The sequence below is a fragment of the Planctomycetota bacterium genome (genome assembly GCA_021414025.1).
Taxonomy (GTDB): domain Bacteria; phylum Planctomycetota; class Phycisphaerae; order Phycisphaerales; family SM1A02; genus SYAC01.
Window position 1 is genome coordinate 206,578 of sequence record JAIOPG010000005.1, and the last position, 14,792, is coordinate 221,369.

10 protein-coding genes are annotated in these 14,792 nt (G+C 59.7%); 3 read left to right on the forward strand and 7 right to left on the reverse strand.

Translation table 11 applies throughout. From position 1 onward, the window contains the following. The first annotated feature begins 54 nt into the window (after window positions 1-54). Window positions 55-3,585, forward strand: a complete 3,531-nt coding sequence (locus K8R92_07125; GenBank protein ID MCE9619665.1) for a hypothetical protein — start codon at window positions 55-57, stop codon at window positions 3,583-3,585. A gap of 115 nt (window positions 3,586-3,700) precedes the next feature. Here the strand turns inward: K8R92_07125 and K8R92_07130 are convergent, their stop codons facing one another. The 5 genes from K8R92_07130 to K8R92_07150 all read right to left on the reverse strand — a co-directional run bounded on the left by K8R92_07130 (window position 3,701) and on the right by K8R92_07150 (window position 7,975). Next, complete coding sequence (locus K8R92_07130) at window positions 3,701-4,483, reverse strand: formylglycine-generating enzyme family protein (GenBank protein ID MCE9619666.1); 783 nt, start codon at window positions 4,481-4,483, stop codon at window positions 3,701-3,703. Between the two features lie 40 nt (window positions 4,484-4,523). Continuing rightward, window positions 4,524-5,669: a hypothetical protein gene (locus K8R92_07135; GenBank protein MCE9619667.1), complete on the reverse strand. Its 1,146-nt coding sequence runs from the start codon at window positions 5,667-5,669 to the stop codon at window positions 4,524-4,526. Beyond that, a complete protein-coding gene (locus K8R92_07140) occupies window positions 5,666-6,187 on the reverse strand; it encodes an RNA polymerase sigma factor (GenBank protein ID MCE9619668.1) in 522 nt (173 codons plus the stop codon). Before K8R92_07140 ends, K8R92_07135 begins: the two co-directional genes overlap by 4 nt. Before the next feature lie 58 nt (window positions 6,188-6,245). Then, on the reverse strand, window positions 6,246-7,271 hold the full coding sequence (locus tag K8R92_07145) for a YHYH protein (protein MCE9619669.1): 1,026 nt from the start codon (window positions 7,269-7,271) through the stop codon (window positions 6,246-6,248). A 239-nt stretch (window positions 7,272-7,510) separates the two neighbouring features. Continuing rightward, window positions 7,511-7,975, reverse strand: coding sequence for a cupin domain-containing protein (locus tag K8R92_07150; protein ID MCE9619670.1), 465 nt, complete (start codon window positions 7,973-7,975; stop codon window positions 7,511-7,513). On the opposite strand from K8R92_07150, the gene K8R92_07155 reads away from it, so the two are divergent. Continuing rightward, window positions 7,974-9,611, forward strand: a complete 1,638-nt coding sequence (locus tag K8R92_07155) for a hypothetical protein (GenBank protein MCE9619671.1) — start codon at window positions 7,974-7,976, stop codon at window positions 9,609-9,611. The genes K8R92_07150 and K8R92_07155 overlap by 2 nt on opposite strands. A 213-nt stretch (window positions 9,612-9,824) precedes the next feature. On the opposite strand, the gene K8R92_07160 is transcribed toward K8R92_07155, so the two are convergent. Together K8R92_07160 and K8R92_07165 are read right to left on the reverse strand one after the other, a co-directional pair. Next, entirely contained in the window at window positions 9,825-11,045 is a 1,221-nt protein-coding gene (locus K8R92_07160) for a winged helix DNA-binding domain-containing protein (protein MCE9619672.1), read from the reverse strand. 49 nt (window positions 11,046-11,094) lie between these two features. After that, entirely contained in the window at window positions 11,095-11,469 is a 375-nt protein-coding gene (locus tag K8R92_07165; GenBank protein ID MCE9619673.1) for a helix-hairpin-helix domain-containing protein, read from the reverse strand. Between the two features lie 84 nt (window positions 11,470-11,553). Between K8R92_07165 and K8R92_07170 the strand changes: the two genes are divergently transcribed. Further along, window positions 11,554-14,766, forward strand: coding sequence for a protein kinase (locus K8R92_07170; GenBank protein MCE9619674.1), 3,213 nt, complete (start codon window positions 11,554-11,556; stop codon window positions 14,764-14,766). Window positions 14,767-14,792: the final 26 nt, after the last annotated feature.

Below are 14,792 nucleotides of genomic sequence, written 5' to 3' on the forward strand. Positions count from 1 at the left end.
CTCTGAATCTTTCGCGATACATACCACCTTACTTTTGGGGGGCGAAGGAACTGCGTGACCAACACCACCAAAGAACTCAGCAATTCGTTCTCGACCGGCAATGGCGGTGGAGATTTTGAGGCCCATGTTCAAGCATCGTTTGTTGCACTCATGCTGACCGGTGGATACTCCCCGTGTTTACCGTGCTGGCCAATCAAAAAGGTCAAACTCCAAGGCAAATTTCTTGACTACAACACTGATGATCTCATTGTTTTTGTGGAAAGTGAGGATGGCCAACAAAAGCGCAAACTCCTTGGACAGATCAAGCACTCGATCGGTATTACCGAGCAACACTCCAAATTTGGGGAAGTAATTCAGGCAGCGTGGAATGATTTCAACAATCCAACAATATTCACACACGGCCAAGATGCGATTGCGCTTATCACTGGCCCGCTGAGTACAACCGACATCAACGATGTAAGACCTCTTCTAGAACGAGCACGACATGTCGAAAATTTTGTTGAGTTCTTCAAGAGCATGGAGCTCGCTAGATTTGTCAGCAATGGACAGCGAACAAAGTTAAAGGCGTTTCGAACGCACTTGCAAAAAGCGAACAAGAATGAGGAGGTGTCTGAGGAAAGAGTCTTTGAGTTTTTGAGACATTTTCACCTCCTTGGTTATGACCTGGATATCAAGGCGGGCGTGACCCTCTCACTGCTTCACTCGTTAATCGGACAAAATTCGCAAGAGAGTGTGCCTGGGTTGTGGGCACTGCTAGTTAATGCGGTTCGATCGTCAAACAAGAACGCGGGTACCTTGACAAATGAGTCTCTTTCGGATGATCTGCGAACCGCATTCACAAAGCGAGTTCATCAATCCATTCCGGCCGAATATGCCGTGCCCCTGCTCCCTGTAGTTCAACCCGAACTGAGCAAACTTACCTACGCGACCGAGTTGTCAATCGCCTGTGTTCTGGGTTCATGGAACGAAAAAACAAATGCGGACCGTATCATTGTTGAAAAACTTTCTAAAGAAGACTTTTCTACATGGATTCGTAAACTTCGGGAGTCACTGCAACAACCCGAGAGCATCCTCTCATTAAAAGATGGGAAATGGTGGGTAATTGATCGGCTCCGATCATGGCAAGTACTAGGACCAAAACTCTTCGACGAAAACTTGGATGTCTTCAAAGATTGCGCCGTTTCTGTTCTAACCGAGCGCGACCCCAAATTTGATTTGGCTTTGGAAGAACGCCATGCGGCCAGCATTCACAATAAAGTAATAAAGCACTCAAAACATTTGCGAAAGGGTTTTGCAGAAACCCTGGCACTTCTTGGCACTCACCATCAAACACTAACTTTCTGTAGCCCCCACAAACCAGAATTAACAGCGGTTCTTGCCATCCGCGAAATTCTCAACGACGCCGACTGGTCACGCTGGGCCAGCTTGAACAATCTGCTTCCGCTCCTTGCGGAGGCTGCTCCCGGTGAGTTTCTCGATGCGTTCGAGGCAACACTCGAGAGAGATCCTTGTCCGTTTGATGAAATATTTGCGCAGGAAAGTGGTGGATTTCTGGGAGGCAACTACATGACCGGTGTGCTTTGGGCGTTAGAGACACTGGCTTGGGATGCGAATCATCTCAGCCGCGTGGTGATTTGCTTGGGAGAACTTGCCTTGCACGATCCTGGCGGTCGTTGGGCCAATCGTCCAGTCAACTCTCTTACCGCCATCCTGTTGCCATGGTTGCCACAAACATGCGCCTCGGCTACGAAGCGTTATGCGGCGGTGTCAACGTTACTTAAGGAACTTCCAGATATTGGCTGGAAATTGCTTATGAGGCTTCTACCCAATTCAGACTCCACAACATCCGACACGCACAGACCAGCATGGCGAAAAACAATTCCCGATGATTGGAAGAAGGGTGTTTCGCATGGCGAATACCGGGAACAGATTGAACACTATTCAGAAATGGCGTTCACCGCCGCTAAGGGCAACAGTAAAAGGTTGGCTGTACTCATCCAACACATGGACAACCTGTCACCACCCACGCGCAAACAACTTTTAGTGTATCTCGGGTCTGAAGCGGTGATCACAATGATAGAAGTCAACAGACTGGACCCGTGGACCGAGCTCATTAAGCTGGTAGCAAAACATAGAAAATTTTCGGACGCTAAATGGGCGATGAAACCAGAACAGATCGACGCAATTGACGCTCTCGCCAAACAATTGGCGCCGACGAATCCCGCATTCCGTCACCTTCGTCTCTTTACCGAACACGATTTTGACTTATTCGAAATGAAGGACGACTACGAAGGGCAACAAAAAGAACTGGAAGAACGTCGCCAAAAGGCCATAGAAGAAATTTTTGCAACCGGGGGGGCGCTGTCGGTACTTGATTTCGCCAAGACCGTCCCATCACCCTGGCGCGTAGGTGTGGCATTGGGATGCATAACAGACAAAGAAGTTGATGGCGTGATCTTGCCTGAACTGCTTGAGTCCGAACAGAAAGCGCTTGTTCAGTTTACGGGTGGGTTCGTACGAGGAAAACTTCGTTGCCACGGTTGGCAATGGCTTGATGACATCGACACTTCGCAATGGAGTCCTGTGCAAATCGGGCAGCTTCTCGCTTTCTTGCCATTTACGGCAGATACATGGGATCGCTCGAAACGTCTTCTTGGGAGAAATGACTTTGCGTACTGGAGCAAGACGAATGCTGATCCTTACGGTGATGAGGCGGAACTCGAAACTGCTATCGATCAATTGATAGTACACAACAGGCCGGATGCGGCATTGCGATGTCTCTATGCGATGCTCGACAAAAAGCCATTTGACAGTAGCCGAGCAGTACAAGTGCTGTTTGCTGTGCTTAAGTCACCAGAAAGCGTGCATTCGATGTATCACCCCATCATTGAGATCATCAAGGCGCTTCAGAACGACAAGGGTACGAATCCCGATGATCTCTTCAAAATTGAATGGGCGTACCTTCCGCTATTAGATCGTCACCGCGGCGCTTCTCCCAAATTAATTGAGCATCGACTAGCGAAGGAGCCAAAATTCTTCTGTGAAGTCATTCGATTTGCTTTTCGTTCAAAAAAAGAAGAGCGCCCAACCGAGGAGCTCCCCAAAGAAAAACAAAACATTGCAGAAAATGCCTATCGCCTATTGAGCGAGTGGCAAACTCCGCCCGGCTATCAGGCGGACGATACATACGATGGTGACGCTTTTGCAGGCTGGCTAGAAGCGGTGAAGAAAGAGTGCGCGGAAACCGGTCATCTGGAAGTTGCAATGTCAATGGTGGGTCATGTGCTCGTCTATGCACCGCCAGACCCAGGCGGATTGTGGATCCATCGCTCAGCTGCGGAGGCGCTCAACGCCAAAGACGCTGAAGAAATGAGAAGTGGATTTGGATCCGAGTTATTCAACTCACGAGGCTTCCACTGGGTCGACCCTACTGGGAAGCCTGAGAGAGAACTTGCAAGCAAGTATCGGGAGCAGGCCGAAGCCGTTGAAGTCGCTGAATACCACCGGTTAGCGATTACGCTCCGAGAACTAGCCGCGTCTTATGAACGAGAAGCCGATGGGCTGCTGTTGAGAGCCCCGCGATAATTGAGGTGTAATAAACCCTGTTGTCCAGCGAGATGAATCCTTGGATGAATTCTTCTCGAAAATGCTTTGGTTCGAGCAACTATTAGACTCCTTGCCACAATCAAATTGCGCTGATTCACTTACTCACTGCATCTCGTGCCACACGGAAGCCGACCGTTCCCTCGCGAGAAGTCGGCTCACTCACGCACCGCCCCGTGTTCTTGCAGCAAGTGGCGCAGTTGAACCAGCTTCCGCCGCGCATCGGCTGCGGGCCGCCGACCTTCGACTCGGGATTCCAGCACCACTCCCACACGTTGCCGGCCATGTCGTGGAAGCCCCACGCGTTTGGAAGCTTGGTCGCCACGGGCTTGCTCTCGCCGCTGGATTCCGCCTTCCACCAGGCGAACTTGCCCACCGAGGCCTCGTCGTCTCCGTGACTCCAGCCCGCCGTCGATCCGGCACGCGCCGCGTATTCCCATTCGGCTTCGGTCGGCAGCCGGTATCCCGCGCCGCCCGCATCCTTCACGATGGCGAACGAAATCGAGCCGTCCGCGGCGCGCGTCGCTTTCTCAAGCGTGTAGCGCGGCGTCATCTTCTCGGCGAGCGAGAGCGCGTTGCAATATTCGATCGCGTCGTAGAAGCAGACATTCTCCACGGGCAACCGCCCCGCGTCGGCGGCCTTCGTGTGTACCGACGGATTGCGTCCAAGCACGGAGGCAAACTCCGCCTGCGTGACCTCGGTTCGCCCGAGCTGGAACGGCTTCTCAAATGTGACCTTGGTGCCGGGCCGCAGCGTCTTGCCGTCGGCTTCGTATTGCTGCGTGCCAAAATCCAGCGCGCTCATGGTGTAAGTGCCCGCAGTCACGACGATCATTGTGGGCTTGATCGGCGCGGTGCGGACGGCTTGCACGAGCGGCATGAACAATGCCAAAGCAAGCATGCCGGAAACGACTTGCCTCTTATTTGCCATGTGATTCCTTCCCATAGATGGCCATCTGTTTCTCGGGCGTGAACCACGCCGCGTCAAAGGTGATCGGGGGCTCGACCATCAGGATCAGCTTGCTGGGCGGACCCATGGGGACTGTCTGCTTCGGGTCTTGATGTTGCGGACGATCGCGATCCATTCCGCCCCGGGCTGGTGGCGGTGGTCGATCGCCATCACGCATGCCGCCTTCTGGGGGTGGCGGTGGTCGATCGCCATCTCGCATGTCGCCTTCGGGGGGTGGCGGATGACGATCGTCCTCCATGTCGCCTTCAGGTGGTGGTGGTCGATCACCACGCATCTCGCCCCCGGGTCTACCGTCAGACCCGCGCCGCTCTTGATTGTCCGGCCACTCCATTTCGATCTTCGTGGCCAGGCCCGTCGCGGGATTGATCCGCAGATCGATCTTGTTCGGCTCGCCAGGCTTCTCCTGCTCGCGCACCGCAACCAGATGCATGCCCGGAGTGGCGGCGCCGCTGTCGCCCTCAACGCGGCTCCATTTCCATCCGTCGCCCAAGCCCTGCTCAAGGGCCTCGGCCATGTCCACCAGCAATCCGCCGCCGGGCGACTGGATCCATGTCGGCCACGGCATGTCGCTGGGAAGATCGATGAGCTCCGGCCCCGGGCCGATCTTCCAGAAGTGGTCGCTATCGCGGCCGCGAATCTCGATGAAGCCGTTGGGCTGCTGCAACATGAGCACCAGATGCCGGGAATCGCGGATATCCAGCATGCCCACCAGTGGCTGGCCGTTGTTGCGGTCCCTCGGCGGCATAAGTTGGAACAGAACGCGACGGTCACGAGTCTGCCGCTCGGCGGCGAACACGGCGCGCGCCTGGGCGCCGGCCTCCACCTCGCGCGGAATGATGAGGAACATGAAGGCAATCACTGCGGCGGTGGCGACAATCGCTCCAACCCTGTGAACAACCCGCTTCCAGCTTCGCGTCAAAGTGCTTACCGATTCACGCGTGGAAGTTTTCCGCGGCTCACCGATGGCCTTGAGCACCCGGTCGATGCGCCGCTCGCGCTCCAGCGGCTTTTGAAAAAGAGACTCAAGCAGCCCCTCCACGAAGAAGTCGGTGCCGTTGTGCTCCTCGCTCGCGTCCGGTCCGTGCTGCTCGCTCATGTCAGCAGCCCCTTCCGCGCCAGGCACTCGGCGATCATGGCGCGGGCCCGCTGCAATCGCTTCTTCACGGCCTCGGTGTTGCTGGAAACCTGCTCGGCGATCCGCTCGATCGACAGGCCGCCGCGATAGGTCATCTCGATCGTCTCCGCGTAGGGCCGGGTCAGCGCCGCGATGCATTCCTCCAGCACTTCCAGCTGCTCGCGGAACTCGGTGCCCTGGGTTCCATCGAAACGATCCGCCTGCGCCGCGACCACATTCAGCACCGCGTCATCGACGGTGCGCATGCTCTTGCGGAACAGCTCGTAGGCGGTGTTGCGGGCGATGCCGCGAAGCCACGCGCCGAAAGGCCGCGCCCGGTCGTATTCTTCCAGTCCCTTCCATGCGCGCAGCAGCGTCTCCTGGAAGAGATCGTCGGCGGCGGCGCGGTCGCGGCAGACCGCGCAGGCGAATGCCATCAGCCGGTCCGCGTGCTCGCGGATCAGAATCTCGAACACCTGTTTCGCGTCGGGAGTGGTCATCGTGCTCGCTCCGCCAGCATCCCACAAACTTGTTTCGCGTTCCGGTTGGCCATGGCGCTCACATCGCCAGCAGCATGATGCCAAGGTCTCCGCCATCGACCTCGCCTGAACCGTCGAAGTCGCCCGGGCCGTAGGTGCCGAAGTTGAGCAGCAGCAATCCAATGTCACCGCCATCAACGTCGCCCGACTCATCCAGGTCTATGGGATTGAACGCGACCGCGTCGGCGGGAATCGTGACGTGTCCGCTGCTGTTGGCGGTGTCGACCACGCCGTGATAGGAGGGACCGATCATGTAGGGATAGGCCGGCGTCCCCGTCGCACTGAGCGTGACGAAGTAGGCGTAGGTTCCCTCGGGATATTCCGGCGTCACGCAGAAGCGCACGTTGTTTAGATCAAGATCGCCGTTGGCGGCGATGTACTGGTAGTCCTCCGCGAAGTAGCCCAGCGGATAGGTCGCCGAGACCGCGGGGCCATAGTTCGCGGCGGTCAACACGGTACCGTTGGGAAGCGTGGTGCGAGTGGTGATGTTGCGCAGCGAGTAGCCGCTGCGGATCCGCCGCACGCCGCCCGTGCCGTCGGCGTTGGCATATCCATACGGGCCGTACACGGGATAACCGTCGAAGGCAAAGCCCATGATGGGCGAGTGCACCGTCGGTGCCTCGTTGTACATGCACGACGCGTTCTGGTGGTTGTGATACTCGCTGCTGGGCGAGGGATGACCTCCGCAGGAATCGAAACTCGGCCCCTCGACCTTGATGGCGTCGTTGTGCCAGATGTTCTTGTTGTTGTAGCTGCGGCCGTCGGAATAGTTGAACATGCCCACGCCATTGGCCCACACGCCGATGTTGCCCAGACCGGTGGCAGTCTTGGTGCCGCTCTTCACCACGGGATTGCGCGTGATGCGGAAAGTGAAGCTCTGATTGGTGGCGGTGTTGGGGCTGCCGACCCACGGCCCGATGGAGTAGGAAGGAATGGAAGTGCAGCTGACATAGGCGTAGCTGCCGTTGTACTTCACGCTCTGCACGTCGGCGTCGATGTTGTTGAAGCCGGTGGCGCCGGTCAGGTTGAAACGCCACGCGTTCATGGGAGGGTCGGCGGCCGGCGCGACGGCCGTGAACGCGACAAGCGTGGCCAGGCATGTGGTAGTGATTGTGCGGGTTGTTCCGGTTATTCCGCTTGGGCGGTCCGTGCGGGCCGAAAGGACGCTGGATGATCTATCTATAGGTGTGGTCATGGCGTCACTTGTTGCAGTGACGGGGTGCTTCGGGGACAGAAATTTCGCGAGTCAGGATTTTATTTTCACAATGCGGTCGTCAGCGTCACCTAGGCGCGAATTTCCAGGCCGTATCGCCGCGCGGCCTCCATCAGCCTCTTGATGTCGGAGGGGGTCGGTTCGATGGCCGCGGCCTGCGGCGAGGCGAGCGGCGTGCCGACTTCGGCGAAGAATTTTTCCAGTCCCGCCGGCGAGAGAAGCAGGATCATGCGCCCGGTCGTGCTGCCGGTGTTCTTGAATGTGTGCGGCACATTCCGTTTGCCAAAGATCGTCTGGCCGGCCTTGACGAGCATGGTCAACCCGGCAACGGTGAAAGTGAACTCGCCTTCGAGAACATGGAACACTTCGTCCTCGTTGTGATGGACATGGAGCGGCGGGCCATGCAGGGGCGGAACATACGCGTCGATCATGGCGAACGCCCCGTTGCTTTCTTCGCCCGTGACCAGAAAGTGGTAGCGGTCGCCGACGACGGAATAGACGCGGCACGATGTGCTTGTATTGGAAGGTGCACTCATGGAGCCACCATTTAACCCGGCATCCCAAGTTGTGGGCGGGCATCTGGTGACTCAAGCTGAAATTTTCGAATGCCTGGCGAGGAAATGGCGGGAATCCGCCTGTTCGTTGATTTGGATCTATAGACTGCAATTCATGCCGCCACCGCGGATGGCTCAATTCAATCCGAGAGAATTCATGGACGATGCTGTCGTGGCCATGCACCGTTCCGTCCCCGAACCGCGCGCGGACGGGAAGGTGAGCCCATTGGTCGGAGCGGTTCTTTGGAAGCCGGACGGAACCACAGACTCCGCGTGCCGGGGCGAATTGCGAGATGGTGATCACGCCGAGTACGCGCTGCTGGAACGAAAGAATCGCGATAAGAAACTTGACGGCGCGAGGCTTTTCGTGACGCTCGAACCTTGCTCTCCCGGTTCACGCAGTCATCCGAAGTCGAGCTGCGCGGAACGGATCGTTCGCGCACGGATCAAGGAAGTCTGGGTCGGCATCGAGGACCCCGACCCGACGGTGGATCGCAAGGGAATCAAGTACCTGCAGGACAGCGGCGTGACGGTCACCATGTTCGATCGCGATTTGCAGGAGCGCATTCGCTCGATGAACAAGGCGTTCATCGCGCAGGCGATGGAAAGGGCAGCGGCAGCCCACGAAGACGAAATACCGAAGGCGGTCACGCTGTCGCCGCTGGAAGACGCCTTCACCGCTGCCGAGACGAAGGATTTTTCAACCGAAGCCCTCATGCGGTATCAGGCCGACGGCCGCATCGGCGAGGCGGTGGATTCGCCCGCCTTCAATCGTCGACTGGTCCAACAGGGCTTGCTCAAGCAGGAAAATGGGAAATCGGTTCCGACCGGATTCGGACTTCTGCTCTTCGGCAAGGAGCCGAGAACGGCCATGCCGCAGGCCGGGCTTTTGGGCACGATTCACTTTGCTGACGGAACCGAAGAACTGAAAGACTTTGACGGCCCGCAGGTGCTTGCGCCCGCGCAGGCGCTTCAGTGGCTGCGCGACAAGCTGCCCAATCCGATTGATCGCTCAGCAGCGCGTCGGACGCTGACGAATGATCCGCTCTTTGAACTCGTGCGCGAAGGCATTGTCAATGCGCTCGTGCATCGTGATTACTCGATCGCCGGTGCAAAGTGCCAGCTGATCGTCACGCCGGACACCATCATGGTCAAGAGCCCCGGCAGGCCGGTGGACCCGATTTCGGTGGAACAGATGCAGAGTTTCAATGCTCCAATGCTGAGTCGAAATCCGATCCTGCATCACGTCTTTGCCCGGATGGAGCTGGCCGAAGAGCGCGGGCTGGGGTTGAAATCCATGAAAGCAAATGCCGAAGTCATGGGATTGCCGCTGCCAAAATATGCGTGGGAGGATCCCTATTTGGTGCTGACGCTCTACCGCAGTTCCGCCGCCGCGGTGAAGGGACTTGGAGTTGACGTCTCGGAAGCATTGACCAATGCCGAGCGGCTGGGATGGAAATGGTTAGCCACCAAAGACACAATCACGACGGCGGAGTACCAGTTGTCGCTGCATGTGCCAAACCGCACGGCCAAGAATCATCTGAAGAAGTTCACCGACTTGGGCTTGCTCAAGATGGTTGGTGCCGGCCGTGCGACTCGTTACAAAGTGATTCGGTAGTCGTCACGGCGAGTCCAAGAAACCCATCAAGTAGCCGAATTAGGCCATGAATCGGGCCCCAATGGCCCGATTCGACGGAATTTTGCATGTTTGTGTTGAATCGGGCCATGAATCGGGCCTTGGTGGCCCGATTTTTGCGGCCTGGCGGCAACAAATGCAAATTCGAAAATGACCAGGTGTTTGCCTCATCCCAGCCTGTTTCGCCAATTGTTCTCAATGTGCGTTCTTCGATGCCTGTTCCATCGTCCAACGCGAGGCGCCGATTTGCGCCGCGAGCCGGTCGAGCGCATCGCCGAAGCGGCGATTGCGTGCCGCGTCGCTCTTGAAGCCGGGCGACCACCACGGGCCGCGCACGACAAGCGTGCCGCTGGCCCGGTCGAACTTCGGATCGATGCGCCCGATGAGCTGGTCGCCTTCGAGCATCGGCAGGACGTAGTAGCCGTACTTTCTTTTCGCGGCGGGAGTGAAGGCCTCGAAGCGATAGTCGAAGTCGAAGAGCCGCTCGACTCGCGAGCGCTCACGCACTACCGGATCAAAGGGCGACAGCAGAAGGATGCGATCGCGCTGTGGAGTTCGTCGCAGCGATTTCCAGTTCGGCAGAGCGACGCCGCTCACCGGCTTGCCGCCACGCTCGGGAGTCACGGCCACTTCCACCAGATCGCCGCGGCGGATCGCGGCGGCGCACCACTTCCGCGCCTGGGCCGGCGTGATCGCGTTGAAGAATCGTGAAATCTCCGACGGATTGGCGATGCCCAGACGGTCAATCGCCTCGCGGCAGGCCCACTCGACGTGCTTGCTCTCGGAGCTCCGCGGCCCCATGTGCTCGCCCGGCAGCACGCGCTCCACCAGGTCGTAGACCTTTTCGAAGCGCTCGCGCCGCGCAATGGCGAGGCGACCGGAGCGCCAGAGATATTCCAGCGCCGCCTTCTCCGGGTGCCACTCCCACCACCCCTCGCTGCGATGGTCCTCCGGCGGCTCAAAGTCGCGCGCCCGCAGCGGACCCTCGCGTCGGACCCGCGCGAGCGTGCGGCGGATCGTCCGATCCGAGTCGTTGCCGATCTGCGAGCGCCACCACGCACTGCGCGGCACGCGCTCCTTGTAGCGGATGAAGCGGTGCTTCCAGTGCGGAAACCACTTCGTCGGAATCACGCAGGCGTCGTGGGTCCAGTGCTCCCAGAGGGCCCGGGTCTTTTCGACCGCGTGGGAGAGATGCTCGTGTCGGTAGCCCTCCAGCCGCGTGCCCAGGATCATGTGGTGGGCGCGCTCGAGCACATTGATCGAATCGAGCTGCACGTAGCCCAGCCGCTCAACCGTGTCTTGCACCGACTTGGCGCTCGACCGGGCCGGCGGCTCCGCGAGCCCCTGCAGGTGAAGCAGCACGCGCCGCGCGTCGGCGGCGGAGATGACTTCGGGCGTGGCGGCGCTGCGCGGCATGGAGCATCATCCTATGAAGTGCGGGATGCGCATTTCGAGGCCGCGCCGGTCAGAGACGCGGCTCGGCGCGTGCGCCCAGCTTCGCCTGCATCGCCTTGCGCTTGGGAGTGAAATCCCACCATGGGCAGGGCGCATCACCCCTGGCCTGCGAGATGGCCGACATGAAAACATCGATCACGCAAGGGTCGTGACGCTGGCCGGTGCGCTTGCAGAGGTCGCGCCACAATTCGAACGCCTCGCGCCTGGCAAGCTGCGGCAACGTGCTGATGCCCAGCACCACAAAATCCTTCAGCATCGCGGGGCCGATGTTCTCCAGGTCCGCCAGCGACTGCGGCGGCGATTTCCTGGACTTCGATGTTTTGATCGTGGTCGCCTTCGACGCTGCAGCCGCTGTCTTCTTCGTCGCTGTGATTCGTCCGGGCATGCGCGAAGTATAAGTGTCGCCGATGCGATCCTCGCGCATCCCGGCCGCGGGTTGCGTGCGCCCAGTGCTAGTCTTGAATTCCGAATGGCCGACGATGAACCCACGATTCAGCCACCGAATGATCCGCTGGCCGAAACAGTTGTTCCGGGCGGACCGCGCGATCGCGCCGCTGCCGCATCGCCCGCGCCCTGGAGCGGACTTGAAAACTCGTCGCTCGAGAAGCCCGGCGACGAAATCGGCCCCTACCACCTGATCTCGAAGATCGGCGAGGGCGGCTTCGGCACGGTGTGGAAAGCCGAGCGGCGCACTCCCTTCGTGCAGCGCGTGGCGCTCAAAGTCATCAAAGCCGGCATGGATTCCAGCAGCGTGCTCGCCCGCTTCGAGCAGGAGCGCCAGGCGCTGGCCGTGATGAGCCACCCCAACATCGCCCGAGTGCTCGACGGCGGCATGACCGCGGCGGGACGCCCCTACTTTGCCATGGAATTCGTGGAGGGTGAGCCGATCACGGCGCATTGCGACCGGCACAAGCTTTCGCTGAAGGATCGACTCCTCCTCTTCGCGCAAGTGTGCGACGCGATCCAGCACGCCCACACGAAGGGAGTCATTCACCGCGACCTGAAGCCGGGAAACATTCTCGTCGCCGCGGGCGAGCACGACGCGGCGCAGGCCAAGGTGATCGACTTCGGAATCGCCAAGGCGCTCACCAACACCATGAGCGGCCACACCGTCTTCACCGAGGTCAGCCAGACCATCGGCACGCCGGAATACATGAGCCCCGAGCAGGCGGATCCGGGCTCGAGCGACATCGACACCCGCGCCGACGTCTATTCGCTGGGAGTGATCCTCTACGAGCTGCTCACCGGCGCGCCGCCCTTCGACTCGCTGGAGCTTCGATGCAAGCCGCTGCGCGAGATCCAGCGCATCATCCGCGAGGTGGATCCGCCGACGCCGACCGCCCGGCTCGCGGCGATCGCGAAGGGAGAGCGGAGGCTCGCCGACCGCATCGCCGCGTCGCGCCAGGAGCAGCCGGAGTCGCTGCTGCGCGTGCTCGGGCGCGAACTCGAGTGGATCCCGCTCATGGCGATGCGCAAGGAGCGCGGCGAGCGATACGCCACGCCCAACGACCTGGCCAAGGATCTCCAGAACTATCTCGGCGGCCGGCCGCTGATCGCGGCGCCGGAGTCCACGGCTTACCGCGTCCGAAAGTATGTGCGGCGCAACCGCGGACTGGTCATTGCCGCCAGTGCGGTCGCATCGGCGCTGGTGATCGGCCTGGGCATCGCCACCTGGCAGTGGAGCGAGGCGAAGATGCAGGCGTGGCTGGCCTCCGAGGCGAACACCAAATTGCGGCAATCGCTGCTCGAAACAAAACGCACCGCGTACATCGGCTCCATCCGGCGGGCCTCCAGCGCCAACAACGCGGCGGACCTGACGGTGCTGCGCGAGGAGTTGCGGCTGATTCAGGCGCTGGAACTTCCAGGAGCGATGGATGGGTTTGCCTTCCGCTATCTCAACGCCCAGGCGCACCCTGAGCGGGCGGTGTTCAATGGGCACGGGGATCACGTGCGCTGTCTCGCAATCAGTCCGGATGGCCGGACACTCGCATCGGCCAGTGCGGACAAGTCGATCCGACTTTGGGACATGGCCAACGGAAAGCAACTCGCCGATCTCGAGGGACATGCCAGTGTCGTGAACAGCGTCGCCTTCAGCCCCGACGGCCGGACGCTCGCATCGGCGAGCGATGACAAAACTGTCCGGCTTTGGGAAGTGGCCGGCGGCAAGCAACTTGTCGAACTTGGAGAACATGAAATTTGGGTGAATGGCGTCGCCTTCAGTCCGGATGGTCGGACGCTTGCTTCGGCGGGCAACAAGTCGATCAAACTTTGGGATGTGGCCGGCAGAAAATTGCTCGCCGAACTCGAGGGGCGCAAGAGCGGCGTGGAGTGCGTCGCCTTCAGCCCCGACGGACGGACGCTCGCTGCGGCGTATTACGACAAATCGATCGGTCTCTGGGACATCGCCAGCGGCAAGCAGCGCTTCTCGCTCGCGGGACACGAGGGTCCCGTGATGTGCGTCGCCTTCAGCCCGGATGGCAAGATGCTCGCCTCGGCGAGTCGGGACAAGTCGATCCGGATCTGGGATGTGGCCGCCGGCAAGCAACTCGCCGAACTCAAAGGGAGCGAAGGCTTGGTGAATTGCGTCGCCTTCAGCCCCGATGGCAAGACGGTCGCTTCGGCAAGTCACGACAAGTCGATTCGACTCTGGGATGTGGGCGGCGGCAAACAACTCGCCGAGCTCAAGGGCCACGAAGACATTTCGTTTTGGGTCGCCTTCAGTCCGGATGGACGATCGCTCGCTTCGGCGGGCGCCGACAAATCGATCCGTCTCTGGGATGTCTCCGGCGAAAAGCAACTTCCCGAACTCCGTGGGCACGTGGATCGTGTGACCTGCGTCGCCTTCAGTCCCGATGGTCGGACGATCGCATCGGCAAGCGAGGACAAATCAATCCGTCTCTGGGATGCTGCAAGCGGCAAGCAACTCTTCGAGCTCGACGGCCATGAGGACCGTGTGACTTGGGTCGCCTTCAGTCCGGACAGCCGAACGCTAGCATCGGCCGGCAACGACAAGTCGATCCGGCTCTGGGATGTCTCCAATGGAAAGTCGCTCGCGCTTCTGAATGGAAATGAAGATTGGGTGGACTGCGTCGCGTTCAGTCCTGATGGACGGACCCTGGCGTCGGCGGGATCGGATCGAACGATCCGTCTCTGGGAAGTGCTTGGCGGCAAGTTGATCGGTGAGCTCAAGGGACATGAAGATCGCGTCTCCAGCGTCGCCTTCAGTCACGACGGACGGACCATCGCTTCGGCTGGTCACGACAAATCGATCCGGCTCTGGGATGTGGCGAGCGCGAAACAAATCGCCAGACTCGACGGACATGATGACCGGGTGGCGTGCGTCGCCTTCAGTCCCGATGGTCGGACGGTCGCCTCGGCGAGCGACGACAAATCGATCCGACTCTGGGATGTGGCCAGCGCGAAGCAAATCGCACGGCTCGACGGGCATGATGACCGGGTGACCTGTGTCGCCTTCAGCCCCGATGGACGGACGCTCGCTTCGTCCAGCCAGGACAAATCGATCCGGCTCTGGGATGTCGACAGCGGCAGGCAGCTTGCCGCGCTTGTGGGCAACGAGAGCGCCCTGTTCTGCGTCGCCTTCAGTCCCGACGGTGCGTCGCTCGCCTCGACGAGCTATGACAAGACGGTCAAGCTCTGGCGCGGCACGGCGGCGAAACCCTGATTCAGACGATCAGGCCTCGACCGGTC

Excerpts from the sequence above, each read along its gene's own strand:
- K8R92_07130 (MCE9619666.1), bottom strand. The coding sequence starts at position 4,483 with ATGCCGCTCGTGCAAGCCGTCCGCACCGCGCCGATCAAGCCCACAATG.
- K8R92_07135 (MCE9619667.1), bottom strand. The coding sequence starts at position 5,669 with ATGAGCGAGCAGCACGGACCGGACGCGAGCGAGGAGCACAACGGCACC.
- K8R92_07140 (MCE9619668.1), bottom strand. The coding sequence starts at position 6,187 with ATGACCACTCCCGACGCGAAACAGGTGTTCGAGATTCTGATCCGCGAG.
- K8R92_07145 (MCE9619669.1), bottom strand. The coding sequence starts at position 7,271 with ATGAACGCGTGGCGTTTCAACCTGACCGGCGCCACCGGCTTCAACAAC.
- K8R92_07155 (MCE9619671.1), top strand. The coding sequence starts at position 7,974 with ATGGAGCCACCATTTAACCCGGCATCCCAAGTTGTGGGCGGGCATCTG.
- K8R92_07150 (MCE9619670.1), bottom strand. The coding sequence starts at position 7,975 with ATGAGTGCACCTTCCAATACAAGCACATCGTGCCGCGTCTATTCCGTC.
- K8R92_07160 (MCE9619672.1), bottom strand. The coding sequence starts at position 11,045 with ATGCCGCGCAGCGCCGCCACGCCCGAAGTCATCTCCGCCGCCGACGCG.
- K8R92_07165 (MCE9619673.1), bottom strand. The coding sequence starts at position 11,469 with ATGCCCGGACGAATCACAGCGACGAAGAAGACAGCGGCTGCAGCGTCG.
- K8R92_07170 (MCE9619674.1), top strand. The coding sequence starts at position 11,554 with ATGGCCGACGATGAACCCACGATTCAGCCACCGAATGATCCGCTGGCC.